At 64.5% G+C, this 17,956-nt stretch carries 14 protein-coding genes; 3 read left to right on the top strand and 11 right to left on the bottom strand.

Annotated features, from left to right (window positions below):
* The first annotated feature begins 4 nt into the window (after positions 1 to 4).
* The 3 genes from BUE09_RS11365 to BUE09_RS11355 all read left to right on the top strand — a co-directional run bounded on the left by BUE09_RS11365 (position 5) and on the right by BUE09_RS11355 (position 2,822).
* Entirely contained in the window at positions 5 to 664 is a 660-nt protein-coding gene (locus BUE09_RS11365; RefSeq protein WP_073301430.1) for a response regulator, read from the top strand.
* Positions 658 to 2,070 carry an ATP-binding protein gene (locus BUE09_RS11360; RefSeq protein WP_073301088.1) on the top strand — a complete coding sequence of 471 codons (1,413 nt, stop codon included), beginning with the start codon at positions 658 to 660 and terminating at the stop codon, positions 2,068 to 2,070. Before BUE09_RS11365 ends, BUE09_RS11360 begins: the two co-directional genes overlap by 7 nt.
* A 200-nt stretch (positions 2,071 to 2,270) precedes the next feature.
* The gene (locus BUE09_RS11355) at positions 2,271 to 2,822 is read left to right on the top strand and encodes a cytochrome b (protein ID WP_073301087.1); all 552 of its coding nucleotides are present in this window, start codon (positions 2,271 to 2,273) and stop codon (positions 2,820 to 2,822) included.
* Between the two features lie 55 nt (positions 2,823 to 2,877).
* Here BUE09_RS11355 and BUE09_RS11350 read toward each other — a convergent pair whose 3' ends face one another.
* The 11 genes from BUE09_RS11350 to BUE09_RS11300 form a co-directional block, all read right to left on the bottom strand.
* Positions 2,878 to 4,110: a molybdopterin molybdotransferase MoeA gene (locus BUE09_RS11350; protein ID WP_073301086.1), complete on the bottom strand. Its 1,233-nt coding sequence runs from the start codon at positions 4,108 to 4,110 to the stop codon at positions 2,878 to 2,880.
* The gene (gene moaB / locus BUE09_RS11345) at positions 4,107 to 4,652 is read right to left on the bottom strand and encodes a molybdenum cofactor biosynthesis protein B (protein WP_073301085.1); all 546 of its coding nucleotides are present in this window, start codon (positions 4,650 to 4,652) and stop codon (positions 4,107 to 4,109) included. Before moaB ends, BUE09_RS11350 begins: the two co-directional genes overlap by 4 nt.
* Positions 4,653 to 4,882: 230 nt before the next feature.
* Positions 4,883 to 5,872 (bottom strand): GTP 3',8-cyclase MoaA, encoded by a 990-nt coding sequence (gene moaA / locus BUE09_RS11340; RefSeq protein ID WP_073301084.1) that lies wholly within the window; start codon positions 5,870 to 5,872, stop codon positions 4,883 to 4,885.
* A gap of 162 nt (positions 5,873 to 6,034) precedes the next feature.
* Positions 6,035 to 6,991, bottom strand: coding sequence for a peptidylprolyl isomerase (locus BUE09_RS11335; protein ID WP_073301429.1), 957 nt, complete (start codon positions 6,989 to 6,991; stop codon positions 6,035 to 6,037).
* An 83-nt stretch (positions 6,992 to 7,074) separates the two neighbouring features.
* Positions 7,075 to 7,872: a respiratory nitrate reductase subunit gamma gene (gene narI / locus BUE09_RS11330; protein ID WP_073301083.1), complete on the bottom strand. Its 798-nt coding sequence runs from the start codon at positions 7,870 to 7,872 to the stop codon at positions 7,075 to 7,077.
* Positions 7,865 to 8,620 (bottom strand): nitrate reductase molybdenum cofactor assembly chaperone, encoded by a 756-nt coding sequence (narJ, locus tag BUE09_RS11325; RefSeq protein ID WP_073301082.1) that lies wholly within the window; start codon positions 8,618 to 8,620, stop codon positions 7,865 to 7,867. The genes narI and narJ overlap by 8 nt, the downstream gene beginning before the upstream one ends.
* 3 nt (positions 8,621 to 8,623) lie before the next feature.
* Positions 8,624 to 10,162, bottom strand: coding sequence for a nitrate reductase subunit beta (gene narH / locus BUE09_RS11320; protein ID WP_073301081.1), 1,539 nt, complete (start codon positions 10,160 to 10,162; stop codon positions 8,624 to 8,626).
* A 99-nt stretch (positions 10,163 to 10,261) separates the two neighbouring features.
* Complete coding sequence (locus BUE09_RS11315; protein ID WP_073301080.1) at positions 10,262 to 14,029, bottom strand: nitrate reductase subunit alpha; 3,768 nt, start codon at positions 14,027 to 14,029, stop codon at positions 10,262 to 10,264.
* Positions 14,030 to 14,133: 104 nt separating this feature from the next.
* Positions 14,134 to 15,621, bottom strand: a complete 1,488-nt coding sequence (locus BUE09_RS11310; protein WP_073301079.1) for an MFS transporter — start codon at positions 15,619 to 15,621, stop codon at positions 14,134 to 14,136.
* 14 nt (positions 15,622 to 15,635) lie between these two features.
* Positions 15,636 to 16,094 (bottom strand): universal stress protein, encoded by a 459-nt coding sequence (locus BUE09_RS11305; RefSeq protein WP_073301078.1) that lies wholly within the window; start codon positions 16,092 to 16,094, stop codon positions 15,636 to 15,638.
* Between the two features lie 15 nt (positions 16,095 to 16,109).
* Positions 16,110 to 17,711: an MFS transporter gene (locus BUE09_RS11300; protein WP_073301077.1), complete on the bottom strand. Its 1,602-nt coding sequence runs from the start codon at positions 17,709 to 17,711 to the stop codon at positions 16,110 to 16,112.
* Between the last annotated feature and the right edge of the window lie 245 nt (positions 17,712 to 17,956).

Below are 17,956 nucleotides of genomic sequence, written 5' to 3'. Positions count from 1 at the left end.
CGACATGCGCATTCTGCTGGTAGAAGACGATCGCGCCCTCGGCGAGGGCATCCGCACCGCACTCAAACCCGAGGGCTACACGGTGGACTGGCTGCAGGACGGCGCCAGCGCGCTGCATGCGCTGAGCCACGAGAGCTTCGAGCTGGCCATCCTCGACCTCGGTCTGCCGCGGATGGACGGTCTGGAAGTACTCAAGCGCCTGCGCGCCAGCGCCAACCCGATCCCGGTGCTGGTACTGACCGCGCGCGATGCCACCAGCGATCGCATCGCCGGGCTGGATGCAGGCGCCGACGACTACCTGGTCAAGCCGTTCGACGTCGCCGAACTCAAGGCCCGCCTGCGCGCTCTGCTCCGGCGCAGCTTCAATCGCCCGGAGCCGACTCTGGAGTACCGCGGCATTCTGCTCGACCCGGTGAACCAGCAGGTCAGCTACCAGGGCGCGCCGATCAACCTGCCGCGCAAGGAATTCGTCCTGCTCCACGAGCTGATCGCCCAGCCTGGTCGGGTGCTGACCCGCGATCGGCTGCAGCAGGTGCTCTACGGCTGGGACGAGGAAGTCGAGAGCAACGCGCTGGAGGTGCATATCCATCACCTGCGCAAGAAGTTCTTTCCCGAGCTGATCCGCACCGTGCGTGGGGTCGGCTATCTGGTGGACAAATGCTGAGGCGCTCGATCCGCAACCGCACCCTGGTGCTGGTGCTTGGCATTCTGCTGCTGTCACTGAGCCTGATCTCCTGGCGCAGTTATCGCGATGCCCGCCACGAAATCGAGGAGCTGTTCGACGCCCAACTGGCGCACAGTGCTCGACTGGTGCAGGGGCTGGTGATGCGCGACATGAACCCGCAGGCCCGCAATGCGCTGCAGCAGGCGCTGGACGCCGCGGTGAATGCGCGGCGCGATCAGGGCGTGCCCGGGCACGACTACGAAACCAAGCTGGGCTTTCAGGTCTACGCCACGGATGGCAGCAGCCTGCTGCAGTCAGCCGGCGCGCCGCACGGCGCCTTGCAGCGGCTGGCCGGCGCTGACTCCGCGTCACCCTTCAGCCATCTGAGCGGCGGCTATCACGACGTGCAGCTCGACGGCCATGCCTGGCGGCTGTTCCTGCTGCACGACCGCGAGGACGATCTGTGGATTCTGCTCAGCGAGCGCGGCGACGTACGCGGCGAGCTGGTCGGCAAGATCGCCCGGCGCAGCCTGCTGCCCGACCTCATCGGCCTGCCGCTGCTGGCGCTGCTGATCTGGCTGGCGGTGGGCTGGGGTCTGCGGCCGCTGGCGCACATGGCGCAGCTTCTGAAGAGTCGCGCCCCGGATAACCTCGCACCGCTGCTGCTGGCGCCGCTGCCGCAGGAGTTGGAGCCGGTGGCCGCCTCGCTCAATCGACTGTTGCAGCAGGTCAATCAACTGGTCGAGCGGGAAAAACGCTTCATCGCCGATGCGGCCCATGAATTGCGCACACCGCTGGCAGTGCTGCGCATTCACGCCCAGAACGCGCAACAGGCCGGCAGCGAGGCAGACCGTGACGAAGCCCTCAGGCAGCTCGTCACCGGCGTCGACCGTACAACACGCGTCGTCACTCAGCTGCTGACCCTCGCCCGACTGGAACCCAGCGCCCAGCAACTGCGCCTGGCACCGCTGGACATGCGCCGGCTGACACGCGACACCCTCGCCGAGTTGACGCCACTGGCCATCGCCCGCAAACAGGAACTCACGCTGGACGTCGATGAGCATAGTGACTGCTCTCTGACCGGCGATGCAGCGAGCCTGGCCACCCTGTTGCAGAACCTGGTCGGGAACGCGCTGGCCTACACGCCCACGGGCGGGCGCATCGAGGTACAGCTGCGCAGCACCGCCGAGAACTTGTTCCTCGAGGTTGCGGACAGCGGGCCCGGCATTGCGCCCGAGCTGCGTGCGCAACTGTTCGAACGCTTCGTTCGCCTCGGTGATGGCCAGGGCGCGGGGCTCGGCCTGTCGATTGTCGCGCGCATCGCCGAGCTGCACGGCGCGACTGTCGAACTGCTCGACTCGGCGCTGGGTGGATTACGCGCGGTTGTGCGTATTCCCCGTATCTGAGCCTGCCCCAAAACCAAGGCCAGCCCCTACGCGCCGCGCGACATTCCATCGACGCAACCCGTAAACGCCGCCACTGCCCGTCTTTACGCATGCAGGGCAGCGGCGCCGCGTCGAATCGTCGCGACGCTTGCCCGGATAAGCTTCGCTTAAGTTTCGAGGCCTAGACTCGGCGGCAAGTATCCACATGCGGAGTAGGTGAAATGAACGAGAAACTGATGCCAGTACGCTACGGACGGCTGTCCATTGGCTTGCACTGGCTGATGGTGCTGCTGATTGCAGCGGTCTACGCAACGATTGAACTAAAGGGTAATTTCGCCAAGGGCAGCGAGCCGCGAGAACTGCTCAAGCAGTGGCACTTCATGCTCGGCTTGTCGGTGTTCATGCTGGTCTGGCTGCGTTTGCTGGCCAGATGGCTGCGCCCGGCGCCGCTCGCCATTGCCAGCGCAGCCTGGGAGCAACGGCTAGCCAAGCTGGCGCACCTGGCACTCTACGCGCTGATGATCGGGCTGCCGCTGTTGGGCTGGCTGACACTGAGCGCCGCTGGCAAACCCATTCCGTTCTTCGGTCTTGAATTACCCGCTCTGCTGGGCCCGGACAAGGCCTTCGCCGGTGATATCAAGGAAGTTCACGAAACCGTGGCCGTGCTCGGCTACTGGCTGATCGGGCTACATGCTGCAGCCGCGCTGTTTCACCACTACGTTCGCCGCGACGACGTCCTTCGACGGATGCTGCCGCAGCGCCACCAGGCCTGAGGCGCAGACACGACAACGCCCGGTCGACTCATCATCGACCGGGCGTTTTCATGGGTCAGCCGAGCAGTTCGCTGAACGGCAGATACTCCACCGTCTCACCCTCTTCCAGCGTGCGGTTGCGCTCGACGATGGCCAGGCCTTCGGCCCAGCTCGCTGAGGTCAGCATCGCCGAGCCCTGGCGCGGGTGCAGGCACACGCGCATCTCGCCATCGCCCTGCTCTAGCCGTGCGCGCAGGTACTGGCGGCGGTTGTTCGGCTTGCGCCAGGCGAAGCCGGCGGTCAGCCGCAGCGGTTTGGGCAGCACATCGGTGCAGCCCTGGGCACGGAGCAGGAACGGCCGCGCCACCACCAGCGAGGTGATCAGCGCCGCAGCTGGATTGCCCGGTAGGCCGATCCACGGCTTGCCATTGACCTCGCCGAAGGCCAGCGGCTTGCCGGGCTGAATTGCCAGGCGCCACATGTGCAGCTCGCCGAGTTCGCGAATGGCCTGTTTGAGGTGATCCTCCTCGCCGACCGAGACGCCACCAGAGGTGAGCAACATGTCCCATTCGGAAGCGGCCAGCGCCAGGGCGTCACGGCTGGCGGCCAGTTCGTCGACCAGGATTTCGTAATCGTGCACTTCCATCCCGAGGCTACGCAGCACGCTGAGCAGGCAGTAACGGTTGGAGTTGTAGATCTGCCCCGGCGCCAACGGCTCGCCGGGCTCACGCAGTTCGTTACCGCTGGAGAGCAGACCGATGCGCAGCCGCCGATAGACCGCCACGCGGGCGACGCCGAAGCTCGCCAGCAATCCGATTTCCTGCGGGCGCAAGCGCTTGCCGGCCTGCAGCACGGCCTCACCGGCCTTCACTTCTTCGCCCTGCCGACGCACATGGGCGCCCGGGGTCACCCCGGGGAAATGCACGCGATCGGCCTCGATCTGGCAATCCTCCTGCGCCACCACGGTATCGGCGCCCGGCGGCAGCGGCGCGCCGGTGAAGATGCGCACGGCGTGGCCGGCAGGCAGTTGCTGGTCGGCCGCATCACCGGCGGCAATGCGCCCGGCCAGCGGCAGCCAGCCGCCTTCGGCGGGTAGGTCAGCGGCACGCAGGGCGTAGCCGTCCATCGCGCTGTTGTCCCAGGCCGGCACCGGGAAGGGTGCATCGAGGGATTCGGCCAGCACCCGACCAAGGGCATCGGGCAGCGCCACATGTTCGACCGGCGGCAGCGCGGGCACCCGCGCCAGCAGTTCGGCAATGGCCTCGTCGACCGGCTTCAGGCCACTGGTGTCGCAGCCACAGGCGCTCATGAGCGTGGCCCGCAGTATTCGACCGCGCTAGCCTTGAGGTGCGGCACGAAATTGCAGGGCTTGGTACGGCTGTCCAGCTGCTCGACGAGGATCTTGTTCCAGGCGGTGCGGCACGCATTGGTCGAACCGGGCAGACAGCAGACCAGCGTGCCGTTGCTCATGCCGGCCAGCGCGCGGGACTGCACGGTGGAGGTGCCGATCTCGCCCAGTGAAACGTAGCGGAACAGCTCGCCGAAGCCGTCGACATCTTTGTCGAGCAGCGGCTGCACCGCTTGCGGAGTGTTGTCGCGGGCGGTGAAACCGGTGCCGCCGGTGATCAGCACCACCTGCACGTTCTCGCTGGCGATCCAGCTGCAGACGCGGGCGCGGATCTGCCAGATATCGTCCTTGACGATGGCCCGCTCGGCCAAGGTATGGCCGGCGCTCTGCAGCCCATCGATCAGCGCCTGGCCGGAGGTATCGGAATCGATGTTGCGGGTGTCGCTCACCGTAAGCACCGCGATGCTCAGGGGCTGGAAATCGGTGTTGGACAGATGAGCCATGGCTCGAAACTCCTTTGAATATGTGTGCACAGGCTGCACCGTGCCGTATGCGAACCCATTCCCCTTTGGAGGTATGCGCGCGCTGAGTGGTGCCGTGAGCGTTGCAGGCGATGTCACGAGCGGTTTCTGCGATAAGGCCCGACTGTGGCACCTGGCATGTGAGTCAAGCCGGCAATACCGGCCGATGGTAGCGAATTAAGCGGTCGACTCGTAGCCCATGGGGCATTGGCTCAACCACCGCTGGCGTTCATGAAGCGCAATACCTGGACCTCACCGCCACTGGAGAATTCGTGACGCAACGGCTTGCGCTGCAACGCGGCGTGAATCGCATCGATCACCGGCTGGGCGCTGGTCGGATGACGGCGCAGCAACGCACGCAGGTCGATGGAGTTCTCGTGGCCCAGGCACAGCAGCAGGCGCCCTTCCACCGTCAGCCGCACGCGGTTGCAGGTGGCGCAGAAGTTGTGCGAATGCGGCGAGATGAAGCCGATGCGCGTCTGCGGATGCTCCGGCAGGCGCACGTAACGCGCCGGGCCGCCGCTCTGCTCGGCCGAATCGATCAGCGTGTGCCGCTCGGCGATCAGCGCCTTCACCTCGTCGCTGGAGCAGAAGCTCTCGCCGCGCGAACGACCTACGTCGCCCAGCGGCATTTCCTCGATGAAGCTCAGGTCCAGCCCGCTGGCGATGGCGAAGTCCACCAAGTCGGCGACTTCCTCGGCGTTGCGGCCCTTCATCACCACGGCGTTGAGCTTGATCCGCTCGAAGCCGGCATCGCGCGCCGCCTCGATGCCGTCGAGCACCTGCTGCAGCTGACCGGTGCGGGTGATGGCGTGGAATTTGGCGGCATCCAGGCTATCCAGGCTGATGTTCAGCCGCTTGACCCCGGCGCGCGCCAAGGGTGCTGCAAGCTTGACCAGCTGCGAGCCATTGGTGGTCATCACCAGTTCGCGCAGGCCGGGCAAGGCCGCGATGCGCTCGCAGAGACCGACGATGCCCTGGCGTACCAGCGGCTCGCCGCCGGTGAGGCGAATCTTCTTCACCCCCAGGCCGACGAAAATGCGCGCGATGCGCTCCAACTCCTCCAGACCGAGCACCTGCTGGCGCGGCAGGAAGGTCATGTCCTCGGCCATGCAGTAGACGCAGCGGAAGTCGCAACGGTCGGTCACCGACATGCGCAGGTAGTCGATCTGGCGGTTGTGGGCATCGCGTAGTTGAGTCATCGGTAACACCTCTGAAGCCTCGTAGGGTGGATGACGCTTTTTTCATCCACCATTGGCCCGCACGGTGGCGCGACCCGGTGGGGTGGTGCGAGTGCCGCCGCTTCCAGCCACCTCCAGCCCGCAAAGGTGGATGGGTGAAGCGTCATCCACCCTACGTCTCCGTTACTGCATCAGTGGCGTTTCCGCGCCCTGCATGAGGATGCCTTCGATGTTCGCCGCACCCACCAGATTCTGCAGGTACTGGCTGACGCCGATCTGCCAGACGCGCTGGTTGAGCTCGGCACGAATCGAACCGGCGACCACCTCGTAGGGCAGCTGCTCGCCTTCGATGCGCTGGTCGACGAACACCAGGTGGTAGCCGTAGCGGCTCTCCAGCGGTTGCTGGCACAGGCCTACCGGCAGACGGAACAGCTGGCGCTCGAACTCCGGCACCGTCTGACCCTTGCTGATCTGGCCCAGCGCACCGCCCTGCGCCTTCGACGGGCAGGCCGAATGCTGCAGCGCCAGCTCGGCGAAGCGTTGCGGGGCGGCCTGCAGTTGGCCGATCAACTGCAGCGCCTGTTCGCGAGCCAGGCTGCGCGCCTCGGCATCATCCGCCGGGCAGGCCAGCAGAATGTGTCGCGCGGCCAGCAACGGCGCGCTGAAGAAGCGCTGCTGATTGCCGCTGTAGTACTGCCGGCAGGCCGCCTCGTCCGCCAGCGGCAGCGGCACTTCCTGCTCGATCAGGGTGCGGGTGGCCGCCTCCTCCTCGCTCTCGCCAGCCTCGGCTCGCACCATCAGCCCCAGCTCGCCGATGCGCTGCTGCAACAGCTCACGCAGCACCAGCGCCTGGGTCGCCAGGTAGACGGCCTCATCGCGGCTTTCGGCCGGGTGATACTGCAGTTCCTGAGCAATGGCCTGAGCGGCGATCGCCACCCCATTGACCCGCACCCGCGGCCATTCCTGTTCGCTGCTGGCGATCAGCGAGGGTTCGCCGGACGCCTGCTCAGCGGCAGTATGGGTATGAACTTCATTTGCCAGCGCCTCGAACAGCGGGGCCTCTACCGGCACTTCGATCTCCGGACGCGCGCCGCCACCGCAGCCGCCTCCGCCTGTGCTTCCACCACATCCACAACCCATGATGATTACCTCGATAAAGCCGTTTGAACGTTTGGTCGATTCAGCCAGGACGGCTGACGCAGAATGCGCCAGCCGCCGAGCCATCACGCCGGCGTCTTGTTCTTAGCCGTGGCGTAACCGGGCACAGCCGTCGGCGCGGATGTTTCGCGGGCGGGTGCTTCATAGGTACGCGGGCGTTGCGGGCGCGGAATGGTCGGTTTGACGCCCTTCTGACGGACAATCTGGTAGCGCCGCCCCAGGTACCACACCGGTGCGCTGACGATGTGCACCAGACGGGTGAAGGGGAACAGCACGAACAGGGTCACGCCGAGAAACACGTGCAGCTTGTAGATGATGCCGACCGTTTCGATGGCGCCTGCGGCCTTGACCGGCTGCAGGGTAACCAGGCTCTGCGCCCAGGTGCCCAGCAGCACCATCACCGAACCGTTCAGATGGCCGGTGGAGGCGACGATGGTCAGCAGCCCGAGCACCAGCTGCGCCAGCAGCACGAAGAGGATCATGATGTCGCTGGTGTTGGAGGTGGCACGCACGCGCGCGTCGGTCATCCGACGATGAATCAGCATCACCAGGCCGATCAGGCAGAGGATGCCGAAGAAGCCGCCGGACACCATCGCCACGATCTGCTTCTGACCGCTGGTGATGAACGAGTGATACAGCGCCTCGGGCATCAGCAGGCCGACGAAGTGTCCGGCCAGAATGAAGATGATGCCGATGTGGAACAGGTTGCTCGCCAGGCGCATGCGGTTGTTCGACAGCATCTGGCTGGAGCCAGCCTTCCAGCTGTATTGCGACAGATCGAAGCGTGCCCAGCTGCCGATCAGGCAGATGGCCAGGGCGATGTAGGGGTAGACCCCGAACAGCAGGAAATTGAAGTTAGACATTGCGCACCTCCTGAGCGAGCGCGGCGGCCTGCCCGTCATGCTTGAAATCGGTCCAGTGCAGCGGCACCGGGCTTTCCTCGCGAGCCTTGCCCGGACCGCTCGGCATGGATGGGCAGCGATCCTGCTGCTCGGCCTGGAGGAAATTGACCTGTTCCTCCTCCCAGATCTTGTCCAGCGCTTCCAGCGAGTCGTCGCGTTCCTCGGCGGCGACCTGCTCCTGCAGGCCGGCCAGGGCTTCCTGCACCGGCTCGCCGGCGATCTGCAGCAGTGCACGGAAGCACGCCGCATGCGGGCTTTCGCGCTCCTGCAGACGCGCCGCCAGCAGGGCGAGCAGGTGCGACACGTCGGCCAGCCCCTCGCGGGCCTCGAGGTCGTCGCGGGTGGCGAGATATTCGAGGTACAGCGGGATGTAGTCCGGCAGCTCGCGTACACCGATGTCGAAACCGGCCTCGGTGTACTGAGCCATCAGGTCAACCATGGCCTGGCCGCGGTCGCGGGACTCGCCATGCACGTGTTCGAACAACAGCAGCGACAGTGAACGACCGCGGTCGAACAGGTCCGTGTAGCGCTCCTGCACGTCCATCAGGTCGTCTTCGGTCAGCTCGTCGAGCAGGCGGCGCAGCGCGATGCGCTGCTCCGGGCTGATCTCGCGGGCCGCGCCGATGGCCTGAGCCAGTTCGGCATGGCCGTCGCGCAGATGCTGGTCGGGGTAGTCCAGCAGCAGGGATATCACTTTAAGGATGCGCATGGCTCAGTCCTCCCACAGCTGGACGGTCTTGATGATGTCGCGGCGGTTGGCCTTCTTGGCACCGAACATGTTGGTGTCCGAGGCGCCCGAGCAGCCGTTGCCGAAACTGAAGCCGCAACCGGAGCGCTCGGCGAAGGCGTCGCTCATGGCCTCTTCACGGTGCGCGGTCGGGATCACGTAGCGGTCTTCGTAGTTGGCGATGGCCAAGTAGCGGTACATGTCCTCCACCTGGGCCACCGACAGACCGACACTCTCCAGCACCTTGAGGTCCTGCACGCCATCGACCTGCTCGGCGCGCTTGTAGGCGCGCATGGCGAGCATGCGCTTGAGCGCCAGCTTGACCGGCTCCTCGTCGCCTGCAGTGAGCAGGTTGGCCAGGTAACGCAGCGGGATGCGCAGGCTGTCGACGTCCGGCAGTACGCCGTCCATGCTGACGTGACCGGCGCTGGCGGCGTTCTGGATCGGCGACAGCGGCGGCACGTACCACACCATCGGCAGCGTGCGGTATTCCGGGTGCAGCGGCAGCGCCAGCTTCCAGTCCACCGCCATCTTGTAGACCGGCGACTTCTGCGCGGCTTCGATCACCGACATCGGTACGCCGTCGTTGAGCGCCTGCTCGATGACCTTCGGATCGAACGGATCGAGGAAGATCTCCAGCTGCTTGGCGTACAGGTCCTGCTCGTTGACGGTGCTGGCCACTTCATGGATGCGGTCGGCGTCGTACAGCAGCACGCCGAGGTAGCGGATGCGGCCCACGCAGGTCTCGGCGCAGACGGTCGGCATGCCGGCCTCGATGCGCGGGAAGCAGAAGATGCACTTCTCGGATTTGCCGCTCTTCCAGTTGAAGTAGATCTTCTTGTACGGGCAGCCGCTGATGCACATGCGCCAGCCGCGGCACTTCTCCTGGTCGATGAGGACGATACCGTCCTCCTCGCGCTTGTAGATCGCACCGCTCGGGCAGGATGCGGCGCAGGTCGGGTTCAGGCAGTGCTCGCACAGGCGCGGCAGGTACATCATGAAGGTGTTTTCGTACTGCCCGTAGATGTCCGCCTGGACCTTGTCGAAGTTCTTGTCCTTGCGACGCTTGGCGAACTCGGTACCGAGAATCTCTTCCCAGTTCGGGCCCCACTCGATCTTCTCCATGCGCTGACCGGAGATCAGCGAGCGCGGACGAGCAACCGGCTGGTGATCGGAGATCGGCGCGGTGTGCAGGTTCTGGTAGTCGAAGTCGAACGGCTCGTAGTAGTCATCGATGGTCGGCAGGTCCGGGTTGGCGAAGATGTTCGCCAGCACGCGGAACTTGCCACCGATGCGCGGGTTGATGGTGCCGTCGCCATTGCGCACCCAGCCGCCCTTCCACTTGTCCTGGTTCTCCCATTCCTTCGGGTAGCCGATGCCGGGCTTGGTCTCGACGTTGTTGAACCAGGCGTATTCCATGCCTTCGCGGCTGGTCCAGACGTTCTTGCAGGTGATCGAGCAGGTGTGGCAGCCGATGCACTTGTCCAGGTTCAGGACCATGCCCACTTGTGAACGAATTTTCATTGTGCAACCTCCACAACCGCCGCCTTGATCTTCAGAGCGGGCATGGTCCGGGGACCATGCGCTGCCACCTTGGGTGAACGAATCTTCATGGCCTATTCCTCAGATGTCTTGCGGCAGGGGTTGCGGCAGGTCGTTGCCGCCCGAGATACCGTTGGTGCCGTCGAGCCAGTCGACCTTGGCCATCTTGCGTACCACGACGAACTCGTCACGGTTGCAACCCACGGTGCCGTAGTAGTTGAAGCCGTACGCCTGCTGGGCGTAGCCGCCGATCATGTGGGTGGGCTTGAGCACCACGCGGGTCACCGAGTTGTGGTGGCCGCCGCGGGTCTTGGTGGTCTCGCTGCCGGGCACGTTCACGATGCGTTCCTGGGCGTGGTACATCATCACCATGCCTTCCATCACGCGCTGGCTGACCACCGCACGGGCGGTCAGGGCGCCGTTGGCGTTGAAGCACTCGATCCAGTCGTTGTCCTCGATGCCGCCCTTCTTGGCGTCGACTTCGGACATCCACACGATCGGGCCGCCACGGCTCAGGGTGAGCATGATCAGGTTGTCCGAGTAGGTGCTGTGGATACCCCACTTCTGGTGCGGCGTGATCCAGTTCAGGACGATCTCGGTATTGCCGTTGCTCTTCTTGCCCTTCACGTAATCGATGGTGCGGGTGTTGATCGGCGGCCGGTAGCTCATCAGCTGCTCACCGAAGGCCTGCATCCAGGGGTGATCCTGGAAGAACTGCTGGCGGCCGGTGATGGTGCGCCACGGGATGAACTCGTGGACGTTGGTGTAGCCGGCGTTGTACGACACATGCTCGTCTTCCAGGCCTGACCAGGTCGGGCTGGAGATGATCTTGCGCGGTTGCGCCTGGATATCACGGAAGCGGATCGCCTCGTGCTCCTTGGGCAGCGCCAGGTGGCTGTGGTCGCGGCCGGTGAATTCCGACAGCGCGGCCCAGGCCTTCACCGCAACGTGACCGTTGGTTTCCGGCGCCAGGCTGAGGATGACCTCGGCCGCGTCGATGGCCGACTCGATCTGCGGACGCCCTTGGCTGACGCCCTCCTCGCGCACCTTGTAGTTCAGCTCGCCGAGGAAATCGACTTCAGCCTGGGTGTTCCAGTTGATGCCCTTGCCGCCGTTGCCGAGCTTGTCGAGTAGCGGACCGAGGGAGCTGAACTTCTTGTAGGTGGCCGGATAGTCGCGCTCGACCACGGTCATGTTCGGGCAGTTCTTGCCCGGCTGCGGATCGACGCCAGCGGTTTTCCAGTCGGTGCCGCCGAACGGCTGGGCCAGTTCGCCGGGGCTGTCGTGCAGCAGCGGCACGGTGACCAGATCCTTCTCCACGCCCAGATGACCTTCGGCCATCTTCGAGAAAGACTTGGCGATGCCCTTGTAGATTTCCCAGTCCGAACGCGCTTCCCAGGCCGGGTCGATGGCAGCGGACAGCGGGTGGATGAAGGGGTGCATGTCCGAGGTGTTCATGTCGTCCTTCTCGTACCAGGTCGCGGTCGGCAGGACGATGTCGGAGTACACGCAGGTCGAGGACATGCGGAAGTCGAGGGTGGTGACCAGATCGAGCTTGCCGATGGCGCCGTCGTCCTGCCATTCGGCTTCGAGCGGCTTGAAGCCGTCACGCTTGCCGAGGTCCTCGTTCATCACGCCGTTCTTGGTGCCCAACAGGTACTTGAGCATGTACTCGTGGCCCTTGCCCGAGCTGCCCAGCAGGTTGGAGCGCCAGATGAACATGTTGCGCGGGAAGTTTTCCGGGCTGTCCGGCTGCTCGCAGGAGAAGCGCAGCGAGCCGTCCTTGAGCGACTGGGTGACGTAGTCGACCGGCGACATGCCGGTCGCTTCGGCGTCACGGCAGATCTGCAGCGGGTTACGGTTGAGCTGCGGCGCGCTCGGCAGCCAGCCGGCGCGTTCGGCACGGATGTTGTAGTCGAGCATGTGCTCGGGAAACTGCGACTTGTCGGCCAGCGGCGAGAGCACTTCGTGAATGCTCATTTTCTCGTGGCGCCATTGCGAACTGTGGTTGTAGAAGAAGCTGGTGCCGTTCATCTGGCGCGGCGGACGGCTCCAGTCGAGGCCGAAGGCCAGCGGCAGCCAGCCGCACTGCGGACGCAGCTTTTCCTGGCCGACGTAGTGCGCCCAGCCACCACCGGTCTGCCCCACGCAACCGCACAACATCAGCATGTTGATCAGGCCGCGGTAGTTCATGTCCATGTGGTACCAGTGGTTCATCGCCGCACCGACGATGATCATGGAACGGCCATGGGTCTTGTCGGCGTTGTCGGCGAATTCACGGGCGATCTGGATCGCCTTCTCACGCGCCACGCCGGTGATGACTTCCTGCCACGCCGGGGTTCCCGGCACGCTGGCGTCGTCGTAGCTGGAAGCGACGTTGGCCCCACCCAAACCACGGTCGATACCCAGGTTGGCGGCCATCAGGTCGAACACGGTGGCAACCTTGGTGGTGCTGCCGTCGGCCAGGGTGATGCTGCGGACCGGCACGCGGCGCAGCTGGATGCTTTCGCCTTCAGCGTGCTGGAAGTGCTCGTGGAGGATGCCGCCGAAGTACGGAAAGGCAACTTCGGCAGTTTCGCCGCCATCGATCTGGGTCAGGCTCAGGTCGACATCGCGGCCGTCCTTGCCTTCGCGGGCTTCGATGTTCCACTTGCCCTTCTCGCCCCAGCGGTAACCGATCGAACCCAGCGGCGAAACCAGCTCGCCGGTGGTGCCGTCGACGGCGATGGTCTTCCACTCGGGGTTGTTCTCCTGGCCGAGGTTGTCGGCCAGATCCGAGGCGCGCAGGAAGCGGTCGGCGATGTAGCTGCCGTCCTTTTCGTTCAGGCGCACCAGCACCGGCAGGTCGGTGTAGCGCTTGGCGTAGTCGCGGAAGTAATCGCTCGGCGTTTCGAGGTGGAACTCTTTGAAAATGACGTGGGCGAATGCCTGGGCCAGGGCGGCGTCGGTGCCCTGCTTGGGGTTGAGCCAGAGGTCGGTGAGCTTGGCGACCTCGGCGTAGTCCGGGGTGATGGCAACGGTCTTGGTGCCCTTGTAGCGGACTTCAGTAAAGAAGTGCGCGTCCGGGGTACGGGTCTGCGGGACGTTGGAGCCCCAGGCGATGATGTAGTTGGAGTTGTACCAGTCGGCCGATTCCGGCACGTCGGTCTGCTCGCCCCACACCTGTGGCGAGGCCGGCGGCAGGTCGCAGTACCAGTCGTAGAAGCTCAGGCATACGCCACCGATCAGGGACAGGTAGCGGCTACCGGCAGCGTAGCTGACCATGGACATGGCCGGGATCGGCGAGAAACCGATGACACGGTCCGGGCCGTACTGCTTCACGGTATAGACGTTGGCGGCGGCGATGATCTCGTTGACTTCGTCCCAGCTGGAGCGGATGAAGCCGCCCATGCCGCGCTTGCTCTTGTAGGACTCGGCCTTGGCCTTGTCCTCGACGATGCTGGCCCAGGCCTCCACCGGGCTCATGCTGCGCCGGGCTTCACGCCACAGCTTCAGCAGCGGCTTGCGCACCTTGGGGTACTTCAGGCGGTTGGCGCTGTAGATGTACCAGCTGTAGCTGGCGCCACGCGGGCAGCCGCGCGGCTCGTGGTTGGGCAGGTCGTTGCGGGTGCGCGGGTAGTCGGTCTGCTGGGTTTCCCAGGTGATCAGGCCATTCTTCACGTAGATTTTCCAGGAGCACGAACCGGTGCAGTTCACCCCATGGGTGGAGCGCACGATCTTGTCGTATTGCCAACGAGAGCGGTAGACGTTCTCCCAGTCGCGGGATTCGATGCGGGTTTCGCCATGACCGTCGGCGAACTCGCCTTGCTTCCTGTTGAAGAAGCGCAGTTGATCGAGCAAGTGGCTCATTGGTTTCTCTCCTCACTCCGGTTGCGAACCACTGGCCCGACCGGTCGGCTTATCAATCTCGGCTGGCGCCAGCCAAGGTGGCTGGCGCATTTATCGGTGCAACGTCAGGACGCAAGTTTCTGGCGGGCCTCCAGTTCGCGGTCGACGCTGGACACGTAGTACTCGTCGGAGAACGCCCCCTCGGGCTCCTTCAGCCACAGCAGGCAGAGCCCGTAGCTGACGAACGCACCGGCGGCGATCACCATGAAGAATTGCGAGGGGGTCACGAAGGTGTAGAGGGTCAGGTAGCAGACGGCACCGACGTTGCCGTAGGCCCCGGCCATGCCGGAGATCTGCCCGGTAACCCGGCGCTTGATCGAGGGGATGATGCCGAAGGTCGCGCCCTCGGCACCCTGCACGAACATCGAGCACAGCACGGTGATGGCGACGGCCACCATCAGGGGCCACTCGGCGTTCATCAGGCCCATTAGCAGGAATCCGACGGCGATGCCGAGCATGTACGTCAGCATGACGAAGCGGCGGTTGCCGAAGCGGTCGGAGACCAGCCCGCCCATGGGCCGTGCCACCAGGTTCACGAAGGCGAACGAGGCAGCGATGATGCCCGCGGTGGTCGGAGTCAGGCCCCAGGTCAGCTCGAAGAACATCGGCAGCATCGACACCACGGCCAGCTCCGCACCGAAGTTGGCGAAGTAGGTGGAGTTCAGCGCAGCCACGGTATTGAAGGGGTACTTGTCGTCTTCCGGCACACCTTTCTTCAGGATCGGTATGTTGACCCGCAGGATCTGCACCACCTGGAAGATCACCACCAGCGCGATCACCGCGTAGCAGATCGCCGCGCCGGTCGCACCCAGGTAACCCAGCCCCTCGATGCGCCAGACGAGGATGCCCAGCACGCCGACCATGGGGATGGTCCAGACGATCAGTTTGATCATGTCGGCCCAGGTGCTGACTTCCAGCGCGCTGGCCTTGTGCGGCTTGCGGTGGATGGTGCCGGCCGGGCCGTCGGTGAGCGCGAACCAGTAGTACACGCCGTAGACGGCCATGACGATCGCCGAGCTGGCGATCGCCCAGCGCCAGCCTTCCGGGCCACCGAAGGCGTGGATGGCGATGGCCGGCAGGCTCATGGCCGCCGCTGCGGAACCGAAGTTGCCCCAGCCGGCGTAGAAACCTTCGGCGAAACCGATGTCCTTGGGCTTGAACCACATGGCCGTCATATGGATGCCAACCACGAAGCTGGCGCCGATGGAGCCGAGGATTAGCCGCGACACCAATAGCTGGGTGCGGCTATCACCAAAGGCGAAGAACAGCGCGGGCGCCGCCATCGTCACCAGCAGCACCGAGAACACCCGGCGCGGCCCCCAGTGGTCGAGCGCCATGCCGACGAGAATGCGTGCCGGGATGGTCAGCGCCACGTTGGCGATGGCGAACAGCTTGAGGTCTTCGGGCGTCAGCCAGTTCACGCTTTTCAGCATGCTTGAGGCCAGCGGCGCCATGCCGAACCAGACGAAAAAGCAGATATAGAAGGCGATCCAGGTCAGATGCAGGGCCCGGATCTCGGGGCGCTTCCATTCGAACAGCGTAGAAACTCTCATGTTGAGCTCCTCACTCAGGGGCAGGCTTGGATCAGGACCGGGCAAGGCGCCCGGCGGGCCAGGAAGGCGCTGACGCTGCCGAAGGTCATGTAGTCGAGCTCGTCGACCAGCAGATTCAGCGAGCGGGAGATGAAGCCGCCGTCCGGTTCGTTGGAATGCCGCGCGATGACCAGCAGGTCGGGCTTCTTGTGCTCGGCGGCCTTGAGAATCATCTTGCGGGCGTCGCCTTCGGCGAGGATCACGTCGACGTCAAGGCCGAAGGCGCTGACCTTGGCCGCCGCCTCCTGCAGGAAGGCCTGGAATTCGCGACGCTCGCGCTCGTACAGCTCGACCGCCGAATCGCTGGTGTCGCGGGTCTCTTCCACCACGCCGATCAGCATGATCAGCGGCTTCAGCGGACCGAACATCTCGAGGGTGGCGTCCAGGGCTTTCCTAGCGTTACGCGAGTTGTCGTAGGCAAGCATGATGTGCATGGCGGCTCTCCGGACTCAGGGGTTCTTCACGTAGGCGTTGGGGCGCAGGTAGAACCACCAGTTGAGGATCAGGCACAGCGCGTAGAACACCGCGAAGCCGTACATAGCCACTTCCGGGGTGCCGGCCTTGACCTGTTCGCCGATCACGATCGGGGCGACGAAGGAGCCGTAGGCGGCGACAGCGGAGGTCCAGCCGAGTACCGGGCCGGCCTTTTCACGGTCGTAGATGACGCCGATGGTGCGGAAGGTGGAACCGTTGCCGATGCCGCTGGCGGCGAACAGCACCAGGAACAGCACCAGGAACAGGAAGAAGTACTCTTCAGGCTGGGCCGAGCCGTAGGCCTGTTTCATCACGTAGCCGGCCGCGACCGAGGCGCCAACCATGACCACCGAGATCACCTGGGTGACGATGGAACCGCCGACCTTGTCGGAAATCCAGCCGCCCAGCGGACGGATCAGGGCGCCGATGAACGGGCCGATCCAGGCGTAGGTCAGCGCGCTCGGTGCGTTGGGGTTGGCGACGCGGGTCACCACACCGTCGGCACCGACCTCGTTCATGAAGCCGAAGATCACCGTAATCGACAGCGGCAGCGCCATGGAGAAGCCGATGAACGAGCCGAAGGTCAGGATGTAGAGAACGCTCATCGACCACGTGTGCTTGTCGCGGAAGATCGCGAACTGGCGCTTGATGTTCGGACTGATGCTGCCCGGCAGCAGACGCAGCATGCCGAGCGTCGCGCCGATGGTCAGCAGCATCACGCCCCACATGTTCAGTACACCGAGGCCGGTCGGCGCAGGCAGGTAGAGATACAGGCCAACACCGGCGGCGACAAAGGCCACGGCGTAGAGACCGAGAATCTTGCCGAAGGCGTTCAGCGGGTAACCCGGCGTTGGCGAGATCACCAGCAGGTTGTTCATGCCGAACCAGCCGGCGAAGGCCAAGGGCACCAGAAACAGCAGCCAGACCCAGCCACCATTCTGGATCCAGGTATCGGTGCCGGCAGGGATGCCACCAATCAAAGTGCCGCTGTCCTTGACCAGGGTCATCGGGTCACCGGCGATAAACCCGAACACGCCGGCCGTCATCACCAGCGGGATCAGGATCTGCATAGTGGTGACACCAAAGTTACCGAGGCCGGCGTTGAGGCCAAGGGCCAATCCCTGCTGGTTCTTCGGGAAGAAGGTGCTGATGTTGCTCATTGAGCAGGCGAAGTTGCCGCCGCCGATACCGGAGAGGAAGGCCAGCAGCTGGAAGACCCACAGCGGCGTGTCCTGGCTCTGCAGCGCAATGCCCGCGCCAGCGGCGGGAATCATCAGCAGCGCGGTGGTCACAAAAATGGTGTTGCGCCCGCCGGCGATACGGATCATGAACGACGCGGGGATACGCAAGGTGGCGCCGGTAAGGCCGGCAATGGCGGTGAGGGTGAACAACTCGGCGGGCGCGAAGGGAAACCCGAGGTTGAGCATTTGCACCGTGACGATGCCCCACATCAGCCAGATGGCAAAGCCCATCAGCAGACTCGGGATTGAAATCCACAGGTTGCGATTGGCGACCCGCTTGCCAGTGGTGTCCCAGAAAATCTGGTCTTCCACGTCCCACTTTTCGATATTGCTCATGGTCGATCCTCATGGCGCCAAGACCCTTTACTGCAACCGCAGCGGGGTCAGGAATGGCTGGCACGCTAAGCGGGGGGGATCGATCCAAAGTTGACCAGGGTCAACCTGTGCATGGCGGCGATTTGCCTCAGGCGCGCGCCGTACCTCTTTCGATGTACTCCGATATTTTCAATAAAAAACTATGAAAATCAGTTAGTTATGACTTTTACATTTTCGACACAAGGTGCTTGACAGACACGACAAGC

The sequence above is a fragment of the Stutzerimonas xanthomarina DSM 18231 genome (assembly GCF_900129835.1).
In the GTDB taxonomy this organism is placed as follows: Bacteria; Pseudomonadota; Gammaproteobacteria; order Pseudomonadales; family Pseudomonadaceae; genus Stutzerimonas; species Stutzerimonas xanthomarina.
Note: the sequence above shows the minus strand (reverse complement) of the source record. Positions and strands in the feature narration are given on the sequence as shown.

What these genes read in the sequence shown, in the direction of transcription:
- BUE09_RS11365 (WP_073301430.1), top strand. Translation starts at nt 5, where the DNA reads ATGCGCATTCTGCTGGTAGAAGACGATCGCGCCCTCGGCGAGGGCATC.
- BUE09_RS11360 (WP_073301088.1), top strand. Translation starts at nt 658, where the DNA reads ATGCTGAGGCGCTCGATCCGCAACCGCACCCTGGTGCTGGTGCTTGGC.
- BUE09_RS11355 (WP_073301087.1), top strand. Translation starts at nt 2,271, where the DNA reads ATGAACGAGAAACTGATGCCAGTACGCTACGGACGGCTGTCCATTGGC.
- BUE09_RS11350 (WP_073301086.1), bottom strand. Translation starts at nt 4,110, where the DNA reads ATGAGCGCCTGTGGCTGCGACACCAGTGGCCTGAAGCCGGTCGACGAG.
- moaB (WP_073301085.1), bottom strand. Translation starts at nt 4,652, where the DNA reads ATGGCTCATCTGTCCAACACCGATTTCCAGCCCCTGAGCATCGCGGTG.
- moaA (WP_073301084.1), bottom strand. Translation starts at nt 5,872, where the DNA reads ATGACTCAACTACGCGATGCCCACAACCGCCAGATCGACTACCTGCGC.
- BUE09_RS11335 (WP_073301429.1), bottom strand. Translation starts at nt 6,991, where the DNA reads ATGGGTTGTGGATGTGGTGGAAGCACAGGCGGAGGCGGCTGCGGTGGC.
- narI (WP_073301083.1), bottom strand. Translation starts at nt 7,872, where the DNA reads ATGTCTAACTTCAATTTCCTGCTGTTCGGGGTCTACCCCTACATCGCC.
- narJ (WP_073301082.1), bottom strand. Translation starts at nt 8,620, where the DNA reads ATGCGCATCCTTAAAGTGATATCCCTGCTGCTGGACTACCCCGACCAG.
- narH (WP_073301081.1), bottom strand. Translation starts at nt 10,162, where the DNA reads ATGAAAATTCGTTCACAAGTGGGCATGGTCCTGAACCTGGACAAGTGC.
- BUE09_RS11315 (WP_073301080.1), bottom strand. Translation starts at nt 14,029, where the DNA reads ATGAGCCACTTGCTCGATCAACTGCGCTTCTTCAACAGGAAGCAAGGC.
- BUE09_RS11310 (WP_073301079.1), bottom strand. Translation starts at nt 15,621, where the DNA reads ATGAGAGTTTCTACGCTGTTCGAATGGAAGCGCCCCGAGATCCGGGCC.
- BUE09_RS11305 (WP_073301078.1), bottom strand. Translation starts at nt 16,094, where the DNA reads ATGCACATCATGCTTGCCTACGACAACTCGCGTAACGCTAGGAAAGCC.
- BUE09_RS11300 (WP_073301077.1), bottom strand. Translation starts at nt 17,711, where the DNA reads ATGAGCAATATCGAAAAGTGGGACGTGGAAGACCAGATTTTCTGGGAC.